The following is a 24,245-nucleotide window of genomic DNA, read 5'->3' as shown; positions in this document are numbered from 1 at the left end:
TTTCAGTGGCGGGTCGCGAGGCGGCGGCGCTCGAGGACGGTCGCGATGGCATAGCCACCGCCGCCGCCGAGGGTGAGCATCCAGAAGAGGCCGGGGGTGTCGAACAGCAGCGCGCCGGTGGAGACCAGGGCGAGCCAGGTGCCGAGGCAGTAGTGCAGGACGTTGCGGCGCGCGGCGCCCTCGCCGAGGTAGAGCAGGCCGACGACGAGGCCCGCGCCGGTGGGCCAGAGCACCGACTGCAGGTCGGATCTGTCCAGCAGCGAAGTGATTCCGGTGATGGCGAGGAAGAGGGCGGCGAAGGCGCTGGCCCAGGAGATGCCGAGCAGCTTGCCGGACAGGATGTCTCGGCTGTCGGCGCCGCGCTGGGCGCGCAGTGCGGCCATGGTGGCGGCGACCGTGCCTGCCGCGAGGCCGAGGCCGAGCAGCGCCATCGGCAGCCAGCCGGGCAGGTTCAGCAGTGGGTCGGTGCCTTTGGAGAGCGCGGCGGCGCCGTGCCCGAAGACATACGCGAGCGCGAAGCTGAGGTAGGTGGCGCGGTTGTCGACGTCGCCTGCGCGGAGGGTGGTGGTGGGCGGGGCGGAGAGGGCGATGGTGGCCATGACTGAATTCCTCAGGGTTCGAACAGGATTGATCGGACAGTGCTGGTGGTCGGCTACGCGGTGATGACGACTTTGCCCGCGACCGTGCGGGACTCGGCGAGGGCGAGCGCCTGTGCGGCGTCCGCCAGCGGGAACTGCGCGGCGATCTGTGGGGTGAGGACGCCGTCGGCCAGCAGCCGCAGCACCTGAACGAGGTCGTCGTGCAGTCGATTACGGAAGGTGCTGAGCCTGCGCTTGCCCGCCCAGAAGTTGTAGAAGTGGGCGTGCTTGCCGTTGGGCAGGTAGTTCCACAGCGCCAGCCGCGCGAACGACTTCAGCACCGGCAGTTGGGAATTGCCGTCCTCGTCCTTCGTCGCCGCGGTGCCGTAGGACACCAGCGTGCCGCCCTTGCGCAGCAGCGCCCAGGACTGCGCCAAGCCTGCGCCGCCGACGTGGTCGAACACGGCGTCCACGCCGTCGGGCGCGATCTCGCGGATGCGCTGGTACATGTTCGGGTCGCGGTAGTCGACCGGGATCGCGCCGAGCTCGTGGATCATCTCGTGATGCCGCGGCGAGGCCGTGCCGATCACCCGGATGCCCGCGTGCCTGGCCAGCTGTACGAGGGTGGAACCGACGCCGCCGTTGGCACCGAGCACCACGATCGTTGCGCCGCTTGGCACCTTGGCCATCCGGTGCAGCATCTGCCATGCGGTGATTCCGTTGACCACCACCGTCTCCGCGGCCGCCGAGCTGACGCCGTCCGGGATCGGCACCAGATCCGCGGCGTCGATCAGCAGGTGGCTGGCCCAGCCGCCGACCTTGACGACCGCGGCGAAGCGGCGCCCGACCAGCGCGGGATCCACCTCGGGGCCGGCGGCGGTGACCGTGCCGACCACGTCGTAGCCGGGCACGAAGGGGAAGGGCGGCTGGTCGTAGTACTTGCCGCGGCGCATCTGCTGCTCGGCGAAGGAGACGCCGGTCGCGTCCATCCGCAGGGCGACCTGGCCCTTGCCGGGCGTGGCGAGGGGACGGGTGCGGATCAGCAGGCCGTTCGCTTCGACCTTGCCCGGCAGCACGACCTCGGTGGTGGTGACAGTGGTGGTGTTCATGATGTTCTCCGCGCTCAGTGGATGATTACACCTGTAACCATACGCATGTGAGCTTCCGAGATTCAAGGGGTAACGCCGATAAGTTTTCAGGTGTAAGTTAACGGGCATGGCAGACAACCCGACTTCGTCTCCCACCCGCGTGCGCAACCGTCGAGGGGAGGGCTCGCGGCTGCGTGAGGACATCGTGGCCGCGGCCGTGGAGATACTCGACGAGACCGGCGATGAAAAGTCCGTGACGCTGCGTTCCGTCGCCCGCCGCGTCGGGATCGCCGCACCCTCGATCTACCGGCACTTCCCTGATCAGCCGACCATCATGCTGGCCGTGGTGCAGCAGGCGTTCGCTGAGCTCGTAGAGCATCTGGAAGCTGCGGTGGCCGCGGCCGGCGATGACCCGCGCGACCGGCTGTTCGCCCTGTGTCACGCGTATCTGGACTTCGCCGACCGTCACCCCGAGCGGTACCGGACCATGTTCGGCGGCGTCTGGATGCCCGCGTTGGACGAAACCACGCTGACCGAGGCCGATGTCTCCAGCCTGGGCGACGCGACCATGGGCATGCTCGTCGAGATCATGCAGGAGTGCGTCCGTGCGGGCGAGTCGACCAGCACCGATCTACCCGTCGACACCGTCGCGGTATGGCTCGGACTGCACGGCCTGGCCCACCAGCGCGCGGCAACCGTCGCCTACCCCTGGCCGCCGGGTATCGCCGATCGCATGGTCACGGCGCTGGCCCATCTGAAGGCCGCGCCTTAGAAATCAGAAACGACGAACGCCCTTGCACTGCAAGGGCGTTCGTCGTGCTGGATGGATGCTGTGCTAGAACAGGCCGCCGGTGTTGAAGCCGCCGCCGATGTCGGCGAGGTCGCCGAGTCCGCCGCCGCCGAACAGATCTCCGCCGCCGAACTGGTCGCCGCCGCCCTTGCCGAACCAGTCGAAGCCGTTGCCGCCGGAATCGCCGCCGAATAGGTCGCCGCCGCCGCCGAACAGGTCGCCGCCGGAATCGCCGCCGAACATATCGCCGATGTCGGAGGCGCTATTGCCGCCGCTGTCGCCGAACCAATCGGATCCGTTGCCGCCGGTGTCGCCGCCGAACATGTCGCCGCCGTCGGAGAAGTTATTGTCACCGCTGTCGCCGAGCCAATCGAATCCGTCTCCGCTGTCGCCACCGGACATGTCGCCGCCGTCGGAAGAGTCGTCGCCCGCGCTGTCGCCGAGCCAGTCGGATCCGTCGCCGGTGTCGCCGTCGCCGGACGGGTCACCACTATCGCCGCCGTCGCTGCTATCGCCGCCGTCGCTGCTGTCGCCGCCGTCGGACATGTCGCCGTCGTCGCCACCGGGCAGGTCGCCGCCGTCGGAGGTGCCGTCGCCGTCGCCGGACGAGTCGCCGTCGTCGCCGGGCTGGGATTGCTGATCGTCGCCGGAGTCTTGCCCTGGCTTGGTCGGTTTGGTCTGGCCGCCAGGCTTTGTCGGTTTGGACGGGTCGGCCGAGTTACCCGGCTTTGTCGGTTTGGACGGGTCCGACTCACCCGGCTTTCCCTTTTTGTACATGCTGTTGAGCTGGCCGACCTCGTCTTTGCTCAGCGGGCTCGGGCCACTGTTGCATCGGTTGACCGAGCTGGCCATGATGCTGCAGCCGCTGTCGTTGTGATCGAGGCCGATCGAGTGCAGGAGTTCGTGTCCGGCGACCTCGGTTCGATCGTCCTTGTCGTAGTTGCGGGTTTTCGGGTCGAGTTTGACGAAGGGGCCGCCATCCCAGCCGCCCATGCCCGCGACATCGCCAGGGAACTGTTCGTTGGTGATCTTGATGGCGCCATCGCCCGTGCCGGGCTTGAACACGACGTTCAGGCCCGGCGTCGAGTTCAGGTGTTTGACCGCGTTCTCGATGCCGGCGTCTTTGATCGTGTTGTTGTAGTGAATGATCCCCCGGCCGTCCGAGTCGTAGCCCTGGATCTTCGCGCGGAAGCCGAAACTCGGGGCCGCGGCTGTTGCGGTGGCGGTTGCGGTCAGGGTGAGCGCGGCAGGTCCGAGCAGTGAGCTGGCGACCAGTGCGGCGAATAGTCGGGGCGTGCCATTCGTTGGTGACTTTTTGACTCGATGTTTTCCGCGATAGGTGCGACGGTTGACAGCGGGCGGCATTGCGCGGAGACCTCCGGGGGTGCAATAGATGATATTTTTACCGAGCCTTGATTACGGCTGATGCCAAAGGGCTATCAGTCGCGTGTTATGCAGGGCGGGCTTCGCACTTGCGGATCGGCACGGTCGACTGTACGTGGGAAACGGGAAATAGTCACAATATGTAAGTCGAGTCTTAACGATTGAAAACAAACCTTCATGCAGGTGCGAATCCAGCGCAATTAAGTTTGGTCTGCAATTTCTGTTAGTTGTCTTTACCGAGCGACACTCGTCCTGGTGGCCCGCCCGCCGCGGGTGCCGTTCGAGCGCGCGATCGGCTGGCTCGAGGTCGACTCCGCCGGGCCGCTCGACCCGAGCGCGGCGGGCTCGCGACGGCGGGCCGACGGCCGCGGCGACCGCGCGCACCCGCCGGGCCGGTCCACCCTTTTCCCCACTCGCCGACTGGGGTTTCACTGAGCCGACATAACGGTTTAATCTCCGACCATCGGAAATTCATCCGCGAACAACGGCGCCACGCCGTGAAATGCGGTCTCTGAAAGTGGCGCGAGAGACAGGTAAGCCCATGAGCAGTTTCCGCAATTTCCTTGCAACCATTTCCGCGGTGGCCGTCGGTGGTTTTTCGACGCTAGTTTTCTGTCCGCTGATGGCGAACGCGGCCGATGACACGCCCTATTATTGGAACGTTCCGGTGCCGTCGCAGGCGCAGGTGGACATCCTCAACCAGGCGGGGATCGAAATGGTCCCCGCGGGTCCAGGCAAAGTGACGATCGCGGTCGACGAGGCCGGTGCCCAGGCGCTGCGGTCCAAGGGACTGAATCTGCAGAAGGGGGAGCCGGTCTACAAGTCGCTGCCCTCCGAGCAGCGCTCCCTCGGCCCGACGTACTACGGCGGTTACCACACCTCGGCGGACATGCTCACCCATGCCAAGGACGTCGCCACCAAGTTTCCCGGCATCGCCCAGACGCAGGATATCGGCAAAACCTGGCTGGCCGGACGAGGCAGCGGCGGCCACACCATGAACGCCATCTGCCTGACCGGAATCGCGAAGCAGGCGACCGATCAGGAGAAAGTCGCGGCCAAGACGACGCTCGCACCGAGCGGCTGCGCACTCTCGCCTACCTCGACCAAGCCGCGCTTCCTGTTGACCGCGCAGATCCACGCCCGCGAACTGGCGACCGGCGAAATCGCTTGGAAATGGATCGATTACCTCGCCAACGGCTACGGCACCGACGCCACCGCGACCTCGATCCTGGACAGCACCGAGGTGTGGGTGGTCCCGGTGACCAACCCGGACGGTGTCGACGTGGTGGCCAGCGGTGGTAACCGGCCCAAGATGCAGCGCAAGAATGTCGACAACAGCGGCACGCCTTCGTCTTGCTCGGTCGTCGACGGCTCCGGCAACGGTCCCGGCATCGACCTGAACCGCAACTTCACCGTCCGCTGGGGCGGCGATTCCAGGAACCAGTGCTCGCAAACCTTCCAGGGGACGCGCGCCGCCTCGGAACCGGAGACCCAGAATATCCAGAAGTTGTATTCCAGCCTGTTCACCAATCAGCGTCCCGCGGGCAGCACCGATGTCCCGGATACCGCGAAAGGCGTTGTGATCGACCTGCATTCCTACGGGAATTACGGGATCATTCCGACCGCCGCGACACCGAAGAACCGGGAACAGTTGCGCACCTTGATCAAGAAGGTCGTACCCGCCGGATTCACCGTCGGCACCGATGAAGAAACCGTCGGCTATTCCACCTGGGGAACAACCGACGACCAGGCGCACGGAGCCCTCGGCCTGGCCAGTTTCACCATCGAAATCGGCCCGAACAGCGGCACCTGTGGCGGCTTCATGCCCCGCTACTCCTGCGTGGACAGCACCCTCTGGCCGCAGATGAAGAAGTCCTTCACCACCGCGGCCCTGGCCGCCGGCGCGCCCTACAAGCAGTCGCCGACCAGCTGATCGCCTGAACGCGGGTGCCGGTGGCTGAACCTCAGCCACCGGCACCCGCGTTTTTGTTGTGCTGAATCTCGTTGCGGCGCAGCGAAGGACGTGAAGTGCCTACTGTTGCTCGAGGTCGGCGATGGTGGACTCCAGCCAAGCACGGTCCGCGCGGCTGGTTGTCGCGGCGAGGTTGAGCATGCCCTTGCGGAATCGGTCGGTCATGTCGGTCGCGCGCAGGGGCTTGCCGTCGGCATAGAAGTAGCTGGCGGGGCCCTCCATGAATGCCAGGCGGCGGCGCAGGACGCGGGCCTGGTCGGCCGGATCGGGGAGACGGCCGAGGAAAGCGAGTAGCACGAGGAACGAATTGCGGTCGGTGATCTCGACATCGGCGGGCTCGCGGAGTCTGCGGAGTAACTCGGCACGGCCTGCGTCGGTGAGGGAGAGCACTTGGCGCGGCGTGGCGCCGCGGCCGGGTTCTTCTTGCCGGTCAAGCAATCCGGCTTCCCGTAGCCGGTTGAGTGCGGGGTAGAGCGCCCCGTCGCTGACCGGGCGGACGTGGCCGGACAAGCCGGAGATCCGGGCCCGCAGCTCATAGGCATGCAGTGGTTCCTCGGCCAGGAATCCCAAGACGCTCAAGGCCAGCACTCCGTCATCCTATCCCACTAATAGTGTTGCCTCGATTAGAGTGTCTCGATTAGAGTGCCTGTCACGTCGACTTTCGTCTTCGTACAGCTCCTGGAAGAAGGCAAGCCATGATGTCCTCGCCGACCACGATGCGCGCCGTTCAACTCTCCGGTCCCGGCCCGGTCGAGAACTTGCGGCTGACCACGCTGCCGCTGCCGCCCGAGCGGGATGGTTGGGTGCGGATCCGGGTCGAGGCGTTCGGGCTCAACCGCTCGGAGTTGAAGCTGCGGCTGGGTGTGAGTGTGGGCGTGAGTTTTCCGCGGGTGCCGGGTATCGAGGCGGTCGGCATTGTCGATGCGGCTCCGGTCGGGAGCGGTCTGGCTGTCGGGCAAAAAGTGGTCGCCATGATGGGGGACATGGGGCGCACTTATGACGGTGGTTATGCCGAATACACCTCGGTGCCGCTGTCTCAGGTGATTCCCGTCGACACCGACCTGCCTTGGGAGGTGCTCGGTGCGCTGCCGGAGATGGTGCAGACCGCTTACGGCTCGCTCACCGTCGGCTTGGACCTGAAACCCGGTCAGTCCGTGCTGATTCGCGGCGGCACCTCCTCGGTGGGACTGGCCGCGGCCGCGCTGGCCAGTTGGCGCGGTGCCACGGTGCTGTCCACCACCCGGCGGGCCGAGCGTCTAATTTCGTTGAAGGAACACGGCATCGACTATCCATTGCTCGATACCGGCGAGGTCGCGCCCGCCGTGCGCGAGTTGTATCCGGACGGTGTCGACGCCGCCCTCGATCTCGTCGGCACGCCGACCCTGCCCGACACATTGCGCGCGGTGCGCGTGCACGGCACGGCCTGCTTCAGCGGCAGCCTGTCGAATCAGTGGACGGTACGGGACTTTTCGCCGAACGAGTACCTGCCCAGGGGTGTGCGCTTGGCGGGCTACTTCGGCGACGCCGCCGACCTACCGCAGGCTGCCTTCCAGGAGATCCTCGATGCGGTCGCGGACGGCAAGCTGGCCTTTCCGGTCGACCGCGTCTACGACGGCCTGGAACAGGTGGCGCAGGCCCACGACGACATGGAGCATGACCGTGCCACCGGCAAACTCGTTGTCCGCGTTCGACATTAGGCCGTTCTAGACCGAATCCGGCTCTCGGTGAATCGGATCGACCCAGTGCACAGTGTCGGGCTTCTCCACCGGCTCGATATCGAGATTGACGACGACAGCCTCGCTATCGCTGCGTACCAGAACACATTCGAGCGGTTCGTCGGTGCTGGCGTTGATCTCCTGATGCGGGACGTAGGGCGGCACGAAGATGAAATCGCCGGGCTCGGCCTCGGCGACGAACTCGAGCCGCTCACCCCAGCGCATGCGGGCGCGGCCACGGAGAATGTAGATGACGCTCTCCAACTCCCCGTGATGGTGCGCGCCGGTCTTGGCGTTCGGGTGGATCGTGACGGTGCCCGCCCAGATCTTCTGCGCACCGACTCGGGCCGCGTTGATCGCCGCCGCGCGGTCCATCCCGGGCGTCTGGGCGGTGTTCGAGTCGAGCGAATCCGCCTTGATGACACGCACCCCGTTGTCCCGCCACGCACCGCCCGCCGACGAATTCGGCTGTGGTTCACTCGTTGTCACGTATCGCCCTTTCGTTCGATCGATGTCGAATTCTATCGCCGGCAATCGGCGCGCCAGCGCGCGATCTCCTGCCCGACCTCGGTGACCGGTGGTTCGCGGTAAAGCCATTCGCGGGCGATCCGATGCCAGTTGTTGGTGGTCTCCAGTTGGCCCAGTGCGGCGAAGGTGAACAGGTCGGCCCGCCGGGAGAACACATGCTCCGCGGGCAGCCGCTGCTGTCGCATGCCGCGGAATTCGGCGGCCCTCGGGTCGATCGCGAGAATCAAAGCACCCGTTGCCAATTCCGGAGTGATGGTGATTTCTTCGTCGATCAGATGCCAGCCTGCGGCCGCCCACACGTATTCCAGGCATTCCTGTGCGCCGACACCCAGGTCGGGATCGATGATGCCGCGATCGACCCACATGTCGTACAGATCGTCGGCCCGATTTTCGCCCGCGGCTTGCAGGCAAGCCCGCTCGACTTCGACATGCACCGGGTCCATGCTGTGGTACAGCCCGAAATCGACGAAACCGAGCCTGCCGTCATCGGCGAGCAGGATGTTGCCGGGATGCGGATCGCCGCAGAATTCGAAGTCCGCGAACAGCGAACTGATGTAGAACCGATAGATCAGCTCGCCGATCTGGTCGCGGTCCTCGTTCGGCAGCCCCCGAATGTGCTGATACGGCTGCCCTTCGAGAAACTCCGTCACCAGAACGTTTGGGCCACAATGGCTTTCGATACTGTCCGGCACCGTGACGAACGGATGACCACGGTAGCGCGCGGCAACCCGATGCTGCGTCCGCGCCTCGCGGACATAGTCGAGCTCACTGCCGATATTGCGCGCGATCTCGTCCAGCACGTCCACGTCGGCCGCGCTGGGCAGCATGGACTTCCACAACTTGCTGAACATCGCCAGGTTCCGCATATCCGCCTCGACGGCGTCGTCCACGCCCGGATACTTGACCTTCACCGCGACCGCACGTCCATCGTGCAACCGAGCCCGATACACCTGACCGATCGAGGCCGCCGCAATCGCGGTCTCGTCGAAATCGGCGAACGCGCGCGCCAGCGGGCCGAGATCGTCCTCGATCACCGCACGCATCGCCGGAAACGCCACCACCGGCGCCTGATCGCGTAACTCGGCCAGCTTGACCCGGAACATCTCCCGATGCGCCTCCGGCAGCAGATCGACATCGAGCACCGACAGCATCTGCCCCAGCTTCATCGCCGCGCCTTTGAGCCCGCCGAGCACGGTGACAAGTTGTTGTGCCGCTTGCAAAGTCGACCGTTCGGATAGTCGCTGCCTGGCCTCTTCGGTGCGCCCGATCATGGACAACCGGGTGCCGACTCCGCGCACCGCCTGCCCCGCGGCCAGCCTGCCCAGCTTGCTACCGCGCGCGACGCGACCCTTCGGCACTCGATCGCCCACTGTCGCACCTCCATTGGCCACGGTGACACTCACTCTTGCATACTCGACCCGGATTAAACTGAGCAAAGCTCATTTTCGAGCATCAGCAGGCAGGAGTACCCGATGCCGCCGAAAGCCGCGGGGGAGCGCCGTCGTCCGACCCAGGAACGGGCCAAAGCGACCCGGGAACACATCCTGGACACCGCCGCGCAGCTGTTCGGCGAACGCGGCATCGCCAACACCTCGACGAACCGGATCGCGACGGCGGCCGGGGTGAGCATCGGCACGGTCTACCGATACTTCGCCGACCGTTCGGTCATGGTCGAAGAACTGCTGCGGCGCCTGCTCGAGAATGTCGAGCGGCGCTTCTCCCAGGGGTTGTTCGGCCTCGGGGACAAGCCGAACGAGGAGATGATCCACCGGATCCTGGCGGTCATCGCCGACGTGCTGGTGGAAAACGCCCTGCTGGTGCGGGCGCTGGTCGCCGGGGTGCAGTTCTACAACAGCGGCATCCCGGAGTTCGAACCTCGCCTGCGGTTGCTGATGAAGGTGCTGGTGATCCAGATGCTCGGTCCCGGCGACGACCACGAGTACGACGTGATGACCTTCGTACTGATCAACACCGGTTTCGCTGCGGTGCTTCGCGCTTCGGCACTGGAGGTGGACAGTCAGCAGCGCGAGGAGTCGATCCGGATGACGGCACGGATGATGGCGGCCTGGGTCAACGCCGAACTCGCGGCCACCAAAAAGTGAGCACCTCGCTATGTACTACCGCACCCGGCAGTGCTCGAACCTTCCGCTGATCCGTTGAACCGCCTGGTAACCGGCTGCGGACGCGGTCGAGATCGGTCGCGCAAAGAGGAGTAGAAGGTGAGCGCTAACTCGGTTTACCGTTGCTGCCAAGAGCAATAGACCGGTAACAGCGAAGTTCTCGGCGTGGCAGCGGCTCAGGTACTTGCTGTCGGCGTCGCAGTCGCTGCGATGTACGACAGACAAGGAGGCCACCGGTGACGATCGAAAGTCTCGACCGACCCGAGCTCGGTGTGCTCGGGCAACAGATTTCGTTGTCGGTGCGCGAGATCGACGCGCTGACCCGGACCGCGATCGACCACGTCGCGGCGGCCAAGCCGCTGTCCGGTGGTGCGCAGCACGGGGAGGTGCGGATCGTGGTGCGCATCTGCCTGGAGTGGTTGATCCATCGCTTGAACGGTGACCCGATCGATGCCGCGACCGCGGGGCTCGAGGCCGCGGCGGCAGCTTGCGCCGGTGCCGGAATTCCCATCGATACGGTGCTGCACGCCGTCAACGAGGGCTTCAAGGTCGGGCTCGACCTGCTGGCTCGGCCCAAGCCCGCGGACACGCTCGGCGTCGTGACGGGCATCGGCCGGGTGGTCGACCTGTCCAAGCTGGTCACCGCCGCGGTGAGCAAGGCCTACGTCCGGGAGTACAAGGCCGACGCGGCCGAACACCAGACTGCGACACACAACCTGACCTCGGCGTTGCTCGGCGGCCAGCCCGCTGCACGGGAATTGCTTTTCGCCGCAGAATATTTCGTGCTCGCTGTCGCCGTTCCCGAGCATCCGGACGAACGTCGTCCCGGGCTCGATCGACAGGTCGTCGCCCGACGCAAGCTCCGCCGCCTGCAATCCGCGCTCGCGACGCAACTCGACGGCGAAGCGCTGTCGCTGCTGTCTGTCGACGGGGGAACCATCCTCGTGCCGGCCACGGCGCGGACCGATGCCGAACTCGACGGACTCGTGCAAGCTCTGGCCGACGCGGCGCGCGTGCCGATCACCGCCACCCTGGTCACCGCACGCCCCGACGCGGTGCCGAGTGCCGCCCGGCAGGCCCACGAACTCCTCGACACTGCGCAACGGATGGGCTTGGCGCCCGGCGTGCACCGATTCGCCGAACTCGCACTGGCACACCAACTCAGCCGCCCCGGGGTCGCCCGTGAGGTGCTCGGCAACCATCTCACGCCGCTGGACGCGCACCCGGAGCTGCGCGAGACCCTGCGGATATACATCGATACCGATCTGAGCAGGCTCCGCTCGGCCGAACACCTTGGCGTGCACCCGAATACGGTCGACTACCGGCTGCGTCGGATCGGTGAGCTCACCGGCTTCGATCCGGCCAGAGCCAACGGATTGTGGTATCTGCGTTCGGCATTGATCGCACAGCTGGGCGTCGCGAAGAACTCCGCGTAGCCGATTACGCCGTCCTTATCTCGATACGTTGCGAGACGTCCCGAGGATGGGGAGCATGGCCCTGGAGGTTGTGATGACACCAGGAGCAGACGGTAGTTTCGCGATGATCCCCGGACCGCGTGGCGGGGGAGACGGCCTCGCCGAGATCGTGGCCGCGGGCGGGCTGCACAACTATCAGCTGCGACTGCACGCCGAGTACGGCCCCGTCGTCCGGTTTCCGCTGCCCGGCGCGGCGACGGCGGTGTCGGTCGCGGACCCGGTGCTGCTGGAGGCCACTGCGAAGATCGATGAGCGGCCGGACAAGCTGTTCGAATTCCTTGCGCCACTGCAGGAGTCGGGCAATCTCCAGACCATTCCCGCCGCGGAACATACGCCATGGCGACGGGCGTTGTTGTCGGTCCTGGCCGGACGCCGTTCGCACGAGGCACATTTCGAGCAGTTCGTGACGCTGGCCCGCGGACTGGCCGATCGGTGGGCCGACGCGGCGGCGCAGAGCCCAATTGCCTTGCAGCAGGACTTAAGTGCGCTGTCGCTGCGCATGATTTGCGAATATGCGCTCGGTCGCGGCGCGGCCTCGCCGGAACAAGCCGACCGAATTGTGTCGGCATTCGAGGACGTGTTGACCGAGCAGCTGGCCCGGTTGTATCAGGTCGAATTGCCGGGCACCGAGGAGGACCGGGCTTTCCGCGCGCAGGAGGCACTGGCGTATCTGCGGGCGGTCGTGGATGACGTGCTCGCGGCGCACGAGGCCGGTCCACAGCCCGCTGACCACAGTGACCTGATCGCCGCCATGGCCGTCGCGGGCCAATCCCCGGCGCGGATCCGGGACACCGTGCTGATGACAATGATGGCCGCGCACCACACCACCGGCGTCGCCGTCTCGTGGACCCTGTATCTACTCGCGCAGCATCCCGAGGTAGCCGAACGCGTCACCGAAGAACTCGCCAGCGTGCTCGGCGACCGTCCCGCACCCGATTACGCAGACCTGAAGGACCTGCCGTATCTGTCCATGGTCCTCAAGGAATCGATGCGGCTCTACCCGCCGGGCCCCTACGGCGCCCGCGAAGCCACCGAAGAACTCCGCCTCGGTGAATACACAGTCCCAGCAGGCACCACGATCTTCTACCCGATCTGGGCCGTGCACCTTAACCCCGAATATTGGCCGCAGCCAGAGGTTTTCCGTCCGGAACGGTTCGCGGCTGACGAAGCCGCCGAACGTCCGAGACTGGCCTACATCCCCTTCGGAGTCGGCCCGCGCAGCTGCGAGGGCGCTGCCCTCGCCATGGTCGAAGCCGAACTCACCCTCGCCGTCCTGCTGCAGCGGTTCCGGTTCGAACTCGCCGCCGACCACCCGGTGGTGCCCATCGAACGCTTCGTACTCTGGGCGGCCGACGACATCTGGATGAACCTCACGTCCAGATCCAGCCCGGCACAGAGCTAACTGCTGAAGCGCTCCAAGGCCGCTGCCCGCAGCAGAGGGAGACGGTTGTAGAGGTGGTCGCCGGGGCACTCGGTGAGCCCGGCGATATCGGACCAGTCCCGGTGGCCTGAGATGGTCGGCTTGTCGACGGTGAGACCTGTGGCCGGATTGACGTAGTGGACTTGGGTCAGTGGATTCAGGCACAGGCCTGCACACAGCGTGCCGAGCACATCACGCAATGCGATGACGGACGCCGTAGTCGGTTGTGTGACATCGAAATTCCCGATCAGGCAGATCCCGATATTGCCCGGGTTGGCGTTGTAAACGTGGCCGGCCTGAACGACTTCCGCGCCGGGCCGCAGTACTGCGCCGGGCCGGAAGATAGGAGCGGAGTCGCCGGTATCGCGCCCGGCGTACACAACCCCGTTCGGATCGATCATCAGGTGATAGCCGATATCGCCCCAGCCGCGACCGCCGTGATCGGGCGAGGCGTGGAATTCGTACACCGCGCGGACAACCTCTCGGTAGTCGGTCGCATCGCTACCGGTGAAATCCAGGGTGTGGTGGACGGTGATCAGTTGAGCCGGATCGAACTCGTGGTCCGTCCATGTCATCAACGACTCGTCCGCCGACCAGCCCTTCCGGGTCACTGCGGCGAAGCCCCACGCGAACGACGCCTCGGTGGGATCGCGGAACGGCAGTGCGCCAGCCATATCTCCAGCCTAACCGTGCAAATATCGTTCTGCGCCCCAGTAATCCGGGCCGAACCGGACCGGGGTGATGCGTACCGGAGTGGCGGAGTCGAAGGCCTCGATCATCCGATCGCCGCCGATGGACATCGCCACGTGATAGATCGAGTCGGGATCCTTGATGTCGTGCGCATAGAACAGCAGGTCACCCGGTTGTAGATCGTTCTTGTCGACCGGGCGGCCGTTCCCATCGGTGGCTTGCGGTCCGGCGTCTCGCGGCAGGGTGATCCCGTGGACCTGATAGATGGTCGAGGTGAAGCCGGAGCAGTCCACGCCGAACCCGGCGCGTCCGCCCCACAGGTAGGGGCGATCCAGGAACAGGGTCGCGAACCGCACCAGATCGGTGGCGCCGGGATACGGGATGTCCGTGGGTTTCTGATAGACATCGACGGCAGCGGCGTCGAGCCATTTCGGACCGCCGCGTGGCGTGGCGACCGCAATCCCGTCACCGGTTCGGCTGAGCACCGGAAGCCTTGTGTTGGCGCTGATTTCGATGTCTCGCTGCGTGAGCCCGGGGTCGCGGTACAGCCAGGTGGTCGAGTCGTGGTCGGCGAGGGCGAAGGGGGCTTGTGCCTGCAGAGCGGCGAACTCCGGGCTGGTGGTCAGCTGAACGCTGGGTATCCAGCCGGGATAGCCGAGCGCATTCTTCGGTGTCGGCTGCCCGGGTACCAGCACCTCGGTCCAATCACCTTGCTGCTGCAGGATATAGACGCGATCGCCGTACAGTGCCTGAGTCTGTGTCAGGTTGTCGGAGGTGAGGGCTTCCTGCTCCGCCAACGTCATATCCGCTATCCAGCGGGAGATGTCGACCGGGTTGGTGAGGGCGGGCTGATCGACCGGACGGGGACTCTGCGGCGAGGTCCAGACCGTGGCCGCGGCGACATCGACATAGGCGCTGGGCGGTTCCGGCGGCGGCGCTGGCTGCGCATGCGCCGGGAGCGACAGTCCGACAACGACACTCAGTGTGCACAAGAGGATTCCTGGACAGATCAGTCGGTAGCCCATAATGCAATTGTCGCATTACCATCCGGCTATTGCTGGCAGCGTCCACTGGGTAATTGTCGAAGATGGCTGCCGACCCACTGGGTGAGCTGGTCGAGCAAGGCGATTCCGTCAGCGAAGGTACCCGAGCTCGGTCGAGCGCCCAATGCCACGGCGGTCCAGCCCGATCCGTTGGGCAGCACGCCGAGTTGCCGGACCAGGTGTGCCCCTTGCTCGTCGGGACCCCAGCCGCCCTTGGCGGCCGCCCCGGCCAACCGTGCCAATCCCCATCGCTGCTCGGGATCGAGTGTGCGCATCAGCGCGAGGATGTCGGCGCCTGCCTCGATGCACGGCAGGTGAGCGGTGAACAAGGCCTGTCGAGTGGTACTCCATTCGGTCTGACCGAACGCCGTGTACTCAGGCCGGACCCGTCGCGATTGCACCCGGGTGCCGGTGTCACCGCCGTCCTCGAGCACGGCCTGTACCGCTGCGGCGGCGACGTCCGGCGAGCCGAGCATGGACCACAGCCGCTCGGCCGCGGCGTTGTCGGAGCGGGTGATGGCCGGTGTCACAAAGGGTTTCGCGGCTTCCGGAGCCGCCCGTAACGCGGCGATCGCGAGCGGCACTTTGCTGGTCGACCAGGCGACGCCACCGGTCCAATCGCCGAGCGTGACGGCTCGCTCGCCGCCGACCGGGGCATAGGCGAGCCCGACGGTTCCGTGCAGTGTCGCGCCGTAGGAGGCGAAACTCGTGGCCAGGGAACGGGATTGATCGGCTGGCATACCTCAGCATGGTCCTCTCGCGTCAGCGGAGCCGCCGGAAACCGCGATTCGAGCGCGCGGGACGGACCGGAGCCTGCATCATCGTAGACGGGGAGATGATAGGAGTTAGCTATGACATCCGCTGATTCCACCGGGACCCCGGGCCTGGCGCGCGGCGCTATCGGCCTGCGCGAGGTGCTGTTTCAGTCCGTCACCTCCATGGCGCCTGCGGGCGCGGTCGCGCTGTCGATCGCGGTCGGCGCAACCTACGCGGGTGGCGCGCTGCCGCTCGCGGTCCTGCTCGCGTTGGTCGCGTGCCTGCTGGTCGCGAGCTCGATCGGTCAGCTCGCCAAGCACCTGCCGTCGGCGGGCAGCATCTACACCTACCCTGCCGAGGCGCTGCACCCGGTGATCGGATTCCTGGTCGGCTGGGGTTACGCGCTCGTCGAGGCGCTGATCGGTCCGACGACAACGGTCCTGGTCGGCTATCTGGTCGGCTCGGTGATGCACAGCGAGTTCGATTGGCCGTTCACCGCCACCTGGGTGGTGGTCATGATCATGGCCGCTGTGCTGATCGCGTTGCTGAACTATCGCGGCGTACGGATCAGTGCGCAGGTGGGTACTGTCTTGGGCCTGTTCGAGATCCTGGTATTTCTCGTGCTGGCAGGCTGGCTTGTCGTCAAGGCGGGAACGGGAAACACCGCGTCCGTTTTCACCCTGCATTTCGCGACAGTCGAAGGCTACCAAGGGTTTTCCGGCGTGGCCGCGGCGTCGATCTATACCGTCCTCGCGTTCATCGGCTTCGAGGCGTCGGCGCCGCTCGCCGAGGAAGCCCGCAACCCACGCCGCACTATTCCGATCGCGGTGGTGGCGTCCTGCGGTGTCATCGGCGTGTTCTATGTCTTCACCACCTATGCGGGTGACGTGTACTTCGGGCCGAACCGGTATGCGACCTTCGGCGAGCTCGGTGACGGAAGTCCGTGGATAACACTCGCCCGCGATGTGTGGGGGATCGGCTGGGTGGTGGCGTTGTTCGCCATCCTGAATTCGACGTTCGCCAACGGGAACGCCGGCACGCTGGCGACGACCCGTACCTGGTACGCCATGTCCCGGATCGGTCTGCTGCCCGCCGCCCTGTCGCGTACCCATCCGCGGTGGAACTCGCCGCACATCGGCGTGCTCGTCCAGTTGCTCGTGACGCTCGCTATCGGTCTGCCGATCGGCCTACACTTCGGGCCGACCACGGCCTTCGTCTTCCTCGCCACGATACTGGCGGGTGTCATGATCGCCGTCTACATGGTGTTCAACCTGTCGTGCCTGATGTTCTACCTGCGACGGCAGCGTAGTGAGTTCAATTGGCTACTGCACCTGGTGATTCCGATCCTCGGCATCGCGGCGTTCGTCCCGGCCTGGCTCACCGCGATGGGGATCGGCGGCGCGGTGCTGAAGTTCGTCACGCCGCTGAGCTACCCGTCGAGTCAGGCGGGTCTGGTCATCGGAATCTGGTATCTGATCGGGGTCGCCGTGCTCGTTTACCTGTACCGGCGACACCCGGAGCGGCTGCCGCAGATGCGGCGAGTGTTCGTCGACGAGCCGCATTGACCGCGACATCACCCCAGCTTTGCCACCTTGGCCTGCCCGGAAACGACGGTGTCGAAGGCGTCGACGAGCGCGACCCGAACCTGCACCGTCTGATCCGCCAGCAGCGGCGCATCCAGCATGACCTCGGTGGATTGATTGGATCCGTCGCAGTTGACGGCGCTCTGCGTGCCGGTGGCCGACGGACTGTCCGCGTTGGGATCGCCCACCATCGCTTTGATGCCGACCACGCCCGCCGAGGCCTCACAGCTGTAGTCGACCAGCACAGTGGTCGGGCCGATACCGCTGACGTCGATCGCGTTGGCGGCGAGAGCCGGTGCGGCAGTTGACATCACGGCCAGTCCCAGCGCACCGCAGGCGGCCAGCATTAGGGCGGAGCGTCGGTAGTTCCGAATAGTCACCATGGATCTTTGTCCTCCTGGGTAGCGGAAGTAGATCGCGGACCACAATCAGAAAACACCGCGGCGATCCTCGCACCGCGCTCCCATCCTGCCGCACCACCAGCGGCTTTTCCGGTTTCTCCGCTTTTCCATGCCCGACGGCGACGGTTGACAATCGCGTTTGGTAAGTGGAGACTTACGGTTCGTAGATACTTACCAAGCAGGAGATGAATGGGGTGCGCTCGCGGATCGGATGCGGCGCACCATCCTCGAGCGCCTGGCGGAACGGCCGCAGGCGGTCGGTGAACTCGCGAGCGCGTTGCCGATCAGCAGGCCCGCGGTGTCGCAGCATTTGAAGGTGCTCAAAGACGCGGGGCTGGTGCTGGATCGGGCCGTGGGAACACGCCGGATCTACCAGTTGAACCCGGACGGGATGGGCGCGCTGCGTGCTCAGCTCGACCGGTTCTGGGGACGCGCCCTCGCCACGTATCAGGAAGTGGTCGAACAAGATTCAGGAGAAGTCATGACAGAAACTCAAGTCGAACCGGTGCAGTTGCAGATTGTGGTCAACGCGCCGTTGGAGCGCGCGTTCGAGCTGTTCACCGAACGCTTCGACGTCATCAAACCGCGTGATCACAACCTGTTGGCGGTCCCGATCGCCGAGACGGTGTTCGAGCGAAAGGTCGGCGGACACATCTACGACCGGGGCGAGGACGGCAGCGAGTGCCGGTGGGCGCGGGTGCTGGCCTACGAGCCGCCGAACCGGGTGGTGTTCAGCGGGGATATCAATGAGCGCTGGGAGATCGAGACCGATCCCGACAAGACCAGCGAGGTCGAAGTCCGCTTCATCGCGGAGGGTCCGGACCGCACTCGCGTCGAACTCGAACACCGCAACCTCGACCGGCACGGCGACGGCTGGCAGGCGGTCCGCGCGGGCGTCGGCACCGACAGCGGTTGGCCGAACTACCTGCAGCGGTACCGCGACGTCGTCGAGCAGGAGGCCTGAACTGTTCGGCGCGGCGCGGGGGTGACGACGCCCTAGCGACTGAGTTGCGAGGCTGCGGCACCGGCGTCGAGGTCGGACAGCGAGAGGGGATGGGACGGCGGTTGGGGCAAGATCACGGTGCGCTCGATGCGCAGACTGGTATCGACGTGCAGTAGTTCGCCGGGTGCGAGGTTGTGCCAGTGGGGATCGTCATCCATCGGTTCGCTGGCGACGATCACGGTCGGGGCGTCGGTGAGATCGCCGGATCGCACTCGGACCGTGCCGCCGGATCCCACGTGCTCGAGATTCGGGCCTGCGGCGCGTTCGAGTACGTAGAGGTCGTGTGTAGCGGGGTAGCGCAAGGCCCATAGTTCGTCGGCGGTGGTCAGGATCAGATTGATCGCGAAGATCGGCAGTTGGTCGGCGACCCACCGCACTGCGCTGGTGAGCCCGGCTGAGACATTGCCGCCGTGGGCGTCGATGTGTTTGGTGATCAACGCGAACAATCGCTCGGAGTCCGTGTCGCCGGTGACCGAATCCCGGTAGGAGCGCAGCTCTTCGTCGAGTCGCGGTAGGTCCTCGATGACACCGTTGTGCGCGAAGATGCGCCCGTCCTGGGTGAACGGGTGGGTGTTGGGCACGGTCCGCGCGCCGGTGGAGGCGTGCCGCACGTGCGCGAGGAAGGTCGTCGATTCGCGGTGCTTGGCCTCCACGGCGAACTGGCGATCCGCGAAAGCGGCCAGCGGCTGCTTCTCCACCAGCGGCGACCCGTCGCGGCGGAAGGTACCCAGCCCGGTGCCGTCCGGATTCGTCTCACTCTGCCGTTCGAGGCTGTCGACGGCGTCGAGCAACCAGAACGTCGCCTTCACCCGCCGCGGGGCCGCTGTCATCCCGAATAGTCGACACATGGTCATCTGATCGTTGCGGATGGGGCCATGCGTTGCTCAGCCGGGGCGGGTTCGGCTCGAAACAGCGCTGTCGGTAGGTGTGCCGCTTATCGGCAGTTGATGGAGTGGTTGATGCTGGAGCAGTCGTTCCACGGATCGTGCCTGGGCGGCGAATCCGAGGGCGGGGGCGTGGGTGTGGATTTCGGGTCCACGTAGTCCCAACGATCGGGGACATCCGAATTCGGTATCGCCGCACCGAGACCCGCGCCGATAGCGCCGCCGACCAATGCTCCGGCGAGGAAGCCGGCCGGGAAGGTGAGCAGCGCGAGCACGCCCGCCCCCGCGATCCCGATGGCGAGGCCGATCACGGCACCGGTGAGTGCGCCGGTGAACGCCCCGATCGCCATTCCGCCTTCGATGCTGCGCTGTCGCGGCGAGGTTTGCCGCCAATAGCCGATCGGTTCGGCAGTGAGGTGGGTGCCGGCCGCGTCGATCCGCGGACGTAGTTCGACCGTGCCCTGGTCGAGTTCGATGGTCAGCGGCAGGCTGGCCACCACCGCACCCGCCCGATCGGTGACCTGCACGGCATCCTCGGTCATCGTGAACCTGCCGCCGAACAGCGTGGCGGCCAAGCTCTTTCCATCGGCCGACTTCGCCACCTCGAAGGCGACGTCATGCTCCGCTCCCTGCACCGAGTTCGCCTGTGCGCTCGGCGACACCGGCTCGGCATGCGCCACGGTTCCCGCGATTCCAGTGGCCGCGAGGGTGAACGTCGCCACCACCGCAATCTTCTTGATACCCATGATTTCCTCTGGCTCGGCACCGCGTCACCGCGCGCAAAATGCAACCCCTATCACCAAGGGGCAGAAGCAATCCCGAGCCTACCCACGGCGCAACCACCTGCCACGCCCCATTTTCATTGGCACCGGAACCTCGGGGGGCGCTCCAATGTGGCGGCGGGCTCCATAAGGTGCAGGTATGGCTGATACCTCATCGACCGGCGACAACACGGGTGCCTTGAAGGCAGCGTGTTTGGGAGCTGTTGCCGCTGTCGTACTGGCACCACTGGCTGCGGCGGTCGTTGCGATCGTCTACCGGTTTCCGGTACCGCTGGGGGAGTACGCGCGTGGATTCGGCGGCGCCGGTGACGCCGCATTGGGCAGCCTGTTCTATCTGTTGTTCGGAGGTGTCCTGGTGGTCGGGATCCTCGGCGCCGTAGGCGGTTTCATTGCGGCGCGGTCCGCAGGGCGTAATACCGGTCGCGCCCTGCGTCGTACGCTCGTCGTCGCGGCGATCGTTGCGCTCCTCGGCGCGATCAGCTTGTCCGTGCTCGAATTCTTCGTCGGCCCTTGGTAGTTACTGCGGGGCCGTTGCACTGGTGGGGTGACGGTGCAGGCCCTTGCGGTCGTAGACGGTGGTCGCTATGTAGCCGAGGGCGATGGCGAGAACGAAGCCGACGCCGACCATGATCCATGCTCGGTCGAGGCCGGCGTCGCCGCGGGCGTCGAAGTAGAGGATCGAGCGGATGCCGTCGACGAGTTGACGCATGGGCTCGAACGCGCTGATGCGGTGGTAGAACGTGGGCACCGTTTCCAGGGGGATGGTGCCGCCGGAGGAGGGGACGGCCAGGGCGATGAAGACGAAGGTCGACACGAACATGCCCGGGGTGCCGAAGGTGGCCAGGATCGAAAGGCAGCTCAGGCCGACGGCGACGATGGCGCAGTAGGAGAAGATCCACAGCATCGGCAGGTGGCCCGCATCCATGCCGAGGACCGTTACGCAGGCGAGCATGACGAGGGAGGCCATCGGAATCGCGAGCCCCGCGATCAATCCCCAAGCGGTGAACAAGGTATGGCGACGGTCGATGGGGGCCTTGGGGCGGTGACTGTGCCACGGTCCGAAATCGCTTGGTGCGAAACCTAATCCGGACTCGACCAGGCCGTGTATGACATTCGCGCCGATGAACCCGCACATGATGAGCAGCAGCACGTAGAAGAAGGCGGTCATACCCATTCCGCTGTTCGCGCCCAGTGCGAATCCGGTATCGGACTTGATCGAGATGGGGTCGGCAAGGAGCAGTTGCTGGGCTGTGTTCGTCGGGACGTGCTGCTGGGCGGCTTGTTTGGTCAGTTGGCCGCCCAGTTGGGCGGAGGCGGTGTGTGCGGCCTGTTGGGCAATGCTGGCGGACATCGAGGACGCGAGGCTGCCTGCGGCCGGGTTGGTCAGCACGGTCACGGCCGGACGTTGTCCGCCCTGGGCGGCTGGATCACCAAGTGCCAGCACCGAAGCCGTGAAGTTCTCGGGGATTACCAGCGCCGCGTAGAGCTTTCCGGTGGCCATCTGGTCGCGGGCTTGCTCCTCGCTGAGCTGTTTCCACGCCACCTTGCCATCGGTGGATGCGGCGGTGACGCCCGCCGTGATCTGCTGCCCCAGATTCGCGGTCGGCGCGCCCTTGTCCATGTCGACCAGTCCGATCGGCATGTCGTGCATCGCCTCGCGCGGATTGACGATCGCGCCCATATAGGCGAGCGACATGAGGAAGGAGAACAGGGCGAGGATAACGCCCGCCGGTATCCACATCTTGCGGGAGCGCAGGACCTGACCTGCGGTGACGCGACTAACGCCCCCTGTTGGTGCTGCTGTCATCGCTTGACTCCTGCTCATGTTGGATACCGCAACTATCTAACGTAGGATAGTGTCAGTATCCAACGCGTGTCCATTCGAAGCCTCTGTGATTCGGCACGCAGTCGATGAAGGTGAGGGCGCGGGTGAAACTGTCGGAGCTCAGTGAGCGATCAGATGTCCCGATCGCGAGCATCAAGTTCTACCGGCGGGAAGGCCTGCTGCCACCGGGACGCGCACTGGGCGCGACCACCGCGGACTACGACGAGGACCATCTGCGCAGGCTCAAACTGATCCGGGCACTGATTCGTTTCGGCGGACTATCCGTCGCCGCGGTGCGCGATGTCCTTGCGGCACTGGAGGAACCACGCAATCCCGCGCAAGTACGCGGCGTAGTGGACTACGCAATGCCCACCGACCTTCCTCGGACCGATCCCCAGCCGGGCGATGACGACGGCAGCGTGTGGGCGGCCGAGGTGATCGAACGCATGGATTGGGACATCTCGGAACTGTCCCCCCACCGTCAAGCCCTCGACGAACGAATGCGAGTACTACGCCGCCTCGACATGGAATTCGCCGTCGACGAGCTACTCCCATACGCCCGCCTCGCCGAATCGGTCGCCGAACTGGACGACACCCACCTGGACAGCCCCGGCGACAGCGTGACCGTAGCCGAACGAGTGGCAGTCTTCAGCGCCCTCTTCGGCCCTGTCCTGCCCCTGCTACGCCGTCTGGCGCACGAAAACCGAGCGCGCCGAACAAATTCCGCGTAACCGGCCCGCTGGAAATCGGCTCCCCACGACGGTTCGTGAGCGGGCGTCATGCTGGACCGGCAACTTCTTCCGCGGCGATTCGACGCACGCATCCGCGGGGTGTGGCATGGCCGAACCCGTCTGGTTTCGGTGACGTGCCCAGTGGTATTCACAAGATGTGACGAGTGAGGGTGAATCACCCGAGGTTTCCAGCACGCCTGCCGCCGCGCCGCCCGCTACGGTCGATCCGCTGGGCCCTGATTTCCTCTGGGGTGTGGCTACGTCGGGATTCCAGTCCGAGGGGCACGCGCCGGACAGCAACTGGCTGCGGTACATCGAGCGGCAGAACTTCGAGCCATATGCGGATTCGGTCGATTTTTACGACCGATATACCTCCGATATTCCGCTGGCGGGGGCGTTGGGGCTGAAGGTGTTCCGGATCAGTGTCGAGTGGGCCAGGGTGCAGCCGACACCAGGGGAGTGGGACGAAGAGAGCTTCTGCTTCTACGATTCGGTGGTCGACGCGATCGTCGCGGCGGGGATGCGGCCGATGATCACCCTGGACCACTGGGTCTATCCGGGGTGGAAGGCCGATCAGGGTGGGTGGAACGACCCGGGGATGGTCGACGACTGGCTGGCCAATATGCGTCGGGTGGTCGATCGGTACGCGGCGCGGAATCCGTTGTGGGTCACCGTCAATGAGCCGGTTGCCTACATTGTGTACGAAGAGCGGTTCACCGGAGTCGATGCCACGACCATCGAGGAACGGATCGCGGCCGTGCACAACACGAGCTACGACTACATCCATCAGGTGCAGCCGGACGCGATGGTCACCAGCAATATCGGCTATGTGTCCGGTCACGAGACCGAGGTCAATCAGCCGATGGTCAACCGGATCTCGGCCAAACTCGACTACCTCGGCGTCGACTATTACTTCGGCGCAGACGATCCCAACCAGCCCGACCCGGGACCGCGACAGCTGTGGGAACTTCCGTTGCAGGCAGAGGGCGTCTACTACGCGCTGCGCCACTACGCCCGGCTGTATCCCGACAAGCCGCTCTATGTCGTGGAGAACGGCATGGCCACCGAGAACGGCCAATTGCGCCCCGACGGCTACGAACGCGCCGACTATCTGCGCGATCTCGTCTACTGGCTGCAACGTGCCCGCATGGACGGCATGAACGTGATCGGCTACGGCTACTGGAGTCTCACCGACAACTATGAGTGGGGTTCGTACACACCGCGTTTCGGCCTCTATACGGTCGATGTTCGTACCGATCCCGACCTCGTGCGCACACCCACCGCCACCGTCGACGTCTACCGCGCCATCATCGAAGCGGGCGGAGTCCCCGCCGACTACCTCCCCACTCGACCCCCACTCGCGTGCTCCTACGTCGACCCACCCAGCAGCTGCACCGATCCCGTCACCCTCCCAGGTGAGGCGGGTCGCCAATGATCGAATACGAAGTGCCGGTCAGCACTTGAACCATCAATAGAAC

Annotated in this window: 25 protein-coding genes and 1 pseudogene; 13 read left to right on the top strand and 13 right to left on the bottom strand. The window is 65.6% G+C overall.

What is annotated here, in order from left to right:
* Nucleotides 1-2 precede the first annotated feature (2 nt).
* Entirely contained in the window at nt 3-599 is a 597-nt protein-coding gene (locus ACIBK2_RS22240; RefSeq protein ID WP_396969451.1) for an ABC transporter permease, read from the bottom strand.
* A gap of 53 nt (nt 600-652) precedes the next feature.
* Nucleotides 653-1,687 carry a medium chain dehydrogenase/reductase family protein gene (locus ACIBK2_RS22235; RefSeq protein WP_396969450.1) on the bottom strand — a complete coding sequence of 345 codons (1,035 nt, stop codon included), beginning with the start codon at nt 1,685-1,687 and terminating at the stop codon, nt 653-655.
* Between the two features lie 106 nt (nt 1,688-1,793).
* Here ACIBK2_RS22235 and ACIBK2_RS22230 point away from each other — a divergent pair, with 106 nt between their 5' ends.
* On the top strand, nt 1,794-2,438 hold the full coding sequence (locus ACIBK2_RS22230; protein ID WP_396969449.1) for a TetR/AcrR family transcriptional regulator: 645 nt from the start codon (nt 1,794-1,796) through the stop codon (nt 2,436-2,438).
* Between the two features lie 63 nt (nt 2,439-2,501).
* Here the strand turns inward: ACIBK2_RS22230 and ACIBK2_RS22225 are convergent, their stop codons facing one another.
* Nucleotides 2,502-3,821 (bottom strand): matrixin family metalloprotease, encoded by a 1,320-nt coding sequence (locus tag ACIBK2_RS22225; protein ID WP_396969448.1) that lies wholly within the window; start codon nt 3,819-3,821, stop codon nt 2,502-2,504.
* A 273-nt stretch (nt 3,822-4,094) separates the two neighbouring features.
* Between ACIBK2_RS22225 and ACIBK2_RS22220 the strand changes: the two genes are divergently transcribed.
* Nucleotides 4,095-4,274 (top strand): hypothetical protein, encoded by a 180-nt coding sequence (locus tag ACIBK2_RS22220; protein WP_396969447.1) that lies wholly within the window; start codon nt 4,095-4,097, stop codon nt 4,272-4,274.
* A 187-nt stretch (nt 4,275-4,461) separates the two neighbouring features.
* Entirely contained in the window at nt 4,462-5,772 is a 1,311-nt protein-coding gene (locus tag ACIBK2_RS22215; RefSeq protein ID WP_396969446.1) for a M14 family zinc carboxypeptidase, read from the top strand.
* A 99-nt stretch (nt 5,773-5,871) separates the two neighbouring features.
* On the opposite strand, the gene ACIBK2_RS22210 is transcribed toward ACIBK2_RS22215, so the two are convergent.
* Entirely contained in the window at nt 5,872-6,399 is a 528-nt protein-coding gene (locus ACIBK2_RS22210; RefSeq protein ID WP_396969445.1) for a PadR family transcriptional regulator, read from the bottom strand.
* A gap of 107 nt (nt 6,400-6,506) precedes the next feature.
* Between ACIBK2_RS22210 and ACIBK2_RS22205 the strand changes: the two genes are divergently transcribed.
* A complete protein-coding gene (locus tag ACIBK2_RS22205; protein WP_396969444.1) occupies nt 6,507-7,508 on the top strand; it encodes a zinc-binding dehydrogenase in 1,002 nt (333 codons plus the stop codon).
* Nucleotides 7,509-7,514: 6 nt separating this feature from the next.
* On the opposite strand, the gene ACIBK2_RS22200 is transcribed toward ACIBK2_RS22205, so the two are convergent.
* Both ACIBK2_RS22200 and ACIBK2_RS22195 read right to left on the bottom strand, forming a co-directional pair.
* Nucleotides 7,515-8,015, bottom strand: coding sequence for a cupin domain-containing protein (locus ACIBK2_RS22200; protein WP_396969443.1), 501 nt, complete (start codon nt 8,013-8,015; stop codon nt 7,515-7,517).
* Nucleotides 8,016-8,047: 32 nt separating this feature from the next.
* Nucleotides 8,048-9,424 (bottom strand): ABC1 kinase family protein, encoded by a 1,377-nt coding sequence (locus ACIBK2_RS22195; RefSeq protein WP_396969442.1) that lies wholly within the window; start codon nt 9,422-9,424, stop codon nt 8,048-8,050.
* Nucleotides 9,425-9,526: 102 nt separating this feature from the next.
* Here ACIBK2_RS22195 and ACIBK2_RS22190 point away from each other — a divergent pair, with 102 nt between their 5' ends.
* The 3 genes from ACIBK2_RS22190 to ACIBK2_RS22180 all read left to right on the top strand — a co-directional run bounded on the left by ACIBK2_RS22190 (nt 9,527) and on the right by ACIBK2_RS22180 (nt 13,051).
* Complete coding sequence (locus ACIBK2_RS22190) at nt 9,527-10,156, top strand: TetR/AcrR family transcriptional regulator (protein WP_396969441.1); 630 nt, start codon at nt 9,527-9,529, stop codon at nt 10,154-10,156.
* A 254-nt stretch (nt 10,157-10,410) separates the two neighbouring features.
* On the top strand, nt 10,411-11,610 hold the full coding sequence (locus ACIBK2_RS22185) for a PucR family transcriptional regulator (RefSeq protein ID WP_396969440.1): 1,200 nt from the start codon (nt 10,411-10,413) through the stop codon (nt 11,608-11,610).
* A gap of 55 nt (nt 11,611-11,665) precedes the next feature.
* Nucleotides 11,666-13,051 (top strand): cytochrome P450, encoded by a 1,386-nt coding sequence (locus tag ACIBK2_RS22180; protein WP_396969439.1) that lies wholly within the window; start codon nt 11,666-11,668, stop codon nt 13,049-13,051.
* On the opposite strand, the gene ACIBK2_RS22175 is transcribed toward ACIBK2_RS22180, so the two are convergent.
* The 3 genes from ACIBK2_RS22175 to ACIBK2_RS22165 are packed head-to-tail and all read right to left on the bottom strand — an operon-like array spanning nt 13,048 to nt 15,542.
* Nucleotides 13,048-13,743: a peptidoglycan recognition family protein gene (locus tag ACIBK2_RS22175; RefSeq protein WP_396969438.1), complete on the bottom strand. Its 696-nt coding sequence runs from the start codon at nt 13,741-13,743 to the stop codon at nt 13,048-13,050. The two genes, ACIBK2_RS22180 and ACIBK2_RS22175, sit on opposite strands and share 4 nt — an antisense overlap.
* A gap of 9 nt (nt 13,744-13,752) precedes the next feature.
* The gene (locus ACIBK2_RS22170; RefSeq protein WP_396969437.1) at nt 13,753-14,751 is read right to left on the bottom strand and encodes an NlpC/P60 family protein; all 999 of its coding nucleotides are present in this window, start codon (nt 14,749-14,751) and stop codon (nt 13,753-13,755) included.
* Nucleotides 14,752-14,810: 59 nt separating this feature from the next.
* The gene (locus ACIBK2_RS22165; protein WP_396969436.1) at nt 14,811-15,542 is read right to left on the bottom strand and encodes a hypothetical protein; all 732 of its coding nucleotides are present in this window, start codon (nt 15,540-15,542) and stop codon (nt 14,811-14,813) included.
* Nucleotides 15,543-15,653: 111 nt separating this feature from the next.
* On the opposite strand from ACIBK2_RS22165, the gene ACIBK2_RS22160 reads away from it, so the two are divergent.
* Nucleotides 15,654-17,123 (top strand): APC family permease, encoded by a 1,470-nt coding sequence (locus ACIBK2_RS22160; protein ID WP_396969435.1) that lies wholly within the window; start codon nt 15,654-15,656, stop codon nt 17,121-17,123.
* 8 nt (nt 17,124-17,131) lie between these two features.
* Here the strand turns inward: ACIBK2_RS22160 and ACIBK2_RS22155 are convergent, their stop codons facing one another.
* The gene (locus tag ACIBK2_RS22155) at nt 17,132-17,524 is read right to left on the bottom strand and encodes a hypothetical protein (RefSeq protein ID WP_396969434.1); all 393 of its coding nucleotides are present in this window, start codon (nt 17,522-17,524) and stop codon (nt 17,132-17,134) included.
* A gap of 157 nt (nt 17,525-17,681) precedes the next feature.
* Between ACIBK2_RS22155 and ACIBK2_RS22150 the strand changes: the two are divergent.
* Together ACIBK2_RS22150 and ACIBK2_RS22145 are read left to right on the top strand one after the other, a co-directional pair.
* Nucleotides 17,682-18,020 (top strand): annotated as a pseudogene (locus tag ACIBK2_RS22150) (ArsR/SmtB family transcription factor); the annotation flags it as partial.
* A 3-nt stretch (nt 18,021-18,023) separates the two neighbouring features.
* The gene (locus ACIBK2_RS22145) at nt 18,024-18,506 is read left to right on the top strand and encodes an SRPBCC family protein (protein WP_396969933.1); all 483 of its coding nucleotides are present in this window, start codon (nt 18,024-18,026) and stop codon (nt 18,504-18,506) included.
* Nucleotides 18,507-18,538: 32 nt separating this feature from the next.
* Here ACIBK2_RS22145 and ACIBK2_RS22140 read toward each other — a convergent pair whose 3' ends face one another.
* The gene (locus ACIBK2_RS22140; RefSeq protein WP_396969433.1) at nt 18,539-19,393 is read right to left on the bottom strand and encodes a class II glutamine amidotransferase; all 855 of its coding nucleotides are present in this window, start codon (nt 19,391-19,393) and stop codon (nt 18,539-18,541) included.
* A gap of 86 nt (nt 19,394-19,479) precedes the next feature.
* Entirely contained in the window at nt 19,480-20,175 is a 696-nt protein-coding gene (locus ACIBK2_RS22135) for a hypothetical protein (protein ID WP_396969432.1), read from the bottom strand.
* 175 nt (nt 20,176-20,350) lie between these two features.
* Between ACIBK2_RS22135 and ACIBK2_RS22130 the strand changes: the two genes are divergently transcribed.
* A complete protein-coding gene (locus ACIBK2_RS22130; RefSeq protein WP_396969431.1) occupies nt 20,351-20,728 on the top strand; it encodes a hypothetical protein in 378 nt (125 codons plus the stop codon).
* Here ACIBK2_RS22130 and ACIBK2_RS22125 read toward each other — a convergent pair whose 3' ends face one another.
* The gene (locus ACIBK2_RS22125; RefSeq protein ID WP_396969430.1) at nt 20,729-22,018 is read right to left on the bottom strand and encodes a YhgE/Pip domain-containing protein; all 1,290 of its coding nucleotides are present in this window, start codon (nt 22,016-22,018) and stop codon (nt 20,729-20,731) included. It abuts the gene before it with no gap.
* 122 nt (nt 22,019-22,140) lie between these two features.
* Between ACIBK2_RS22125 and ACIBK2_RS22120 the strand changes: the two genes are divergently transcribed.
* Both ACIBK2_RS22120 and ACIBK2_RS22115 read left to right on the top strand, forming a co-directional pair.
* Entirely contained in the window at nt 22,141-22,767 is a 627-nt protein-coding gene (locus tag ACIBK2_RS22120) for a MerR family transcriptional regulator (protein WP_396969429.1), read from the top strand.
* A gap of 157 nt (nt 22,768-22,924) precedes the next feature.
* A complete protein-coding gene (locus tag ACIBK2_RS22115; RefSeq protein WP_396969428.1) occupies nt 22,925-24,202 on the top strand; it encodes a family 1 glycosylhydrolase in 1,278 nt (425 codons plus the stop codon).
* Nucleotides 24,203-24,245 lie beyond the last annotated feature (43 nt).

Source organism: Nocardia sp. NPDC050175, from assembly GCF_044459885.1.
In the GTDB taxonomy this organism is placed as follows: domain Bacteria; phylum Actinomycetota; class Actinomycetes; order Mycobacteriales; family Mycobacteriaceae; genus Nocardia.
Note: the sequence above shows the minus strand (reverse complement) of the source record. Positions and strands in the feature narration are given on the sequence as shown.

What these genes read in the sequence shown, in the direction of transcription:
- ACIBK2_RS22240 (WP_396969451.1), bottom strand. Translation starts at nt 599, where the DNA reads ATGGCCACCATCGCCCTCTCCGCCCCGCCCACCACCACCCTCCGCGCA.
- ACIBK2_RS22235 (WP_396969450.1), bottom strand. Translation starts at nt 1,687, where the DNA reads ATGAACACCACCACTGTCACCACCACCGAGGTCGTGCTGCCGGGCAAG.
- ACIBK2_RS22230 (WP_396969449.1), top strand. Translation starts at nt 1,794, where the DNA reads ATGGCAGACAACCCGACTTCGTCTCCCACCCGCGTGCGCAACCGTCGA.
- ACIBK2_RS22225 (WP_396969448.1), bottom strand. Translation starts at nt 3,821, where the DNA reads ATGCCGCCCGCTGTCAACCGTCGCACCTATCGCGGAAAACATCGAGTC.
- ACIBK2_RS22215 (WP_396969446.1), top strand. Translation starts at nt 4,462, where the DNA reads ATGGCGAACGCGGCCGATGACACGCCCTATTATTGGAACGTTCCGGTG.
- ACIBK2_RS22205 (WP_396969444.1), top strand. Translation starts at nt 6,507, where the DNA reads ATGATGTCCTCGCCGACCACGATGCGCGCCGTTCAACTCTCCGGTCCC.
- ACIBK2_RS22190 (WP_396969441.1), top strand. Translation starts at nt 9,527, where the DNA reads ATGCCGCCGAAAGCCGCGGGGGAGCGCCGTCGTCCGACCCAGGAACGG.
- ACIBK2_RS22180 (WP_396969439.1), top strand. Translation starts at nt 11,666, where the DNA reads ATGGCCCTGGAGGTTGTGATGACACCAGGAGCAGACGGTAGTTTCGCG.
- ACIBK2_RS22175 (WP_396969438.1), bottom strand. Translation starts at nt 13,743, where the DNA reads ATGGCTGGCGCACTGCCGTTCCGCGATCCCACCGAGGCGTCGTTCGCG.
- ACIBK2_RS22165 (WP_396969436.1), bottom strand. Translation starts at nt 15,542, where the DNA reads ATGCCAGCCGATCAATCCCGTTCCCTGGCCACGAGTTTCGCCTCCTAC.
- ACIBK2_RS22160 (WP_396969435.1), top strand. Translation starts at nt 15,654, where the DNA reads ATGACATCCGCTGATTCCACCGGGACCCCGGGCCTGGCGCGCGGCGCT.
- ACIBK2_RS22155 (WP_396969434.1), bottom strand. Translation starts at nt 17,524, where the DNA reads ATGGTGACTATTCGGAACTACCGACGCTCCGCCCTAATGCTGGCCGCC.
- ACIBK2_RS22145 (WP_396969933.1), top strand. Translation starts at nt 18,024, where the DNA reads ATGACAGAAACTCAAGTCGAACCGGTGCAGTTGCAGATTGTGGTCAAC.
- ACIBK2_RS22140 (WP_396969433.1), bottom strand. Translation starts at nt 19,393, where the DNA reads ATGTGTCGACTATTCGGGATGACAGCGGCCCCGCGGCGGGTGAAGGCG.
- ACIBK2_RS22135 (WP_396969432.1), bottom strand. Translation starts at nt 20,175, where the DNA reads ATGGGTATCAAGAAGATTGCGGTGGTGGCGACGTTCACCCTCGCGGCC.
- ACIBK2_RS22130 (WP_396969431.1), top strand. Translation starts at nt 20,351, where the DNA reads ATGGCTGATACCTCATCGACCGGCGACAACACGGGTGCCTTGAAGGCA.
- ACIBK2_RS22125 (WP_396969430.1), bottom strand. Translation starts at nt 22,018, where the DNA reads ATGACAGCAGCACCAACAGGGGGCGTTAGTCGCGTCACCGCAGGTCAG.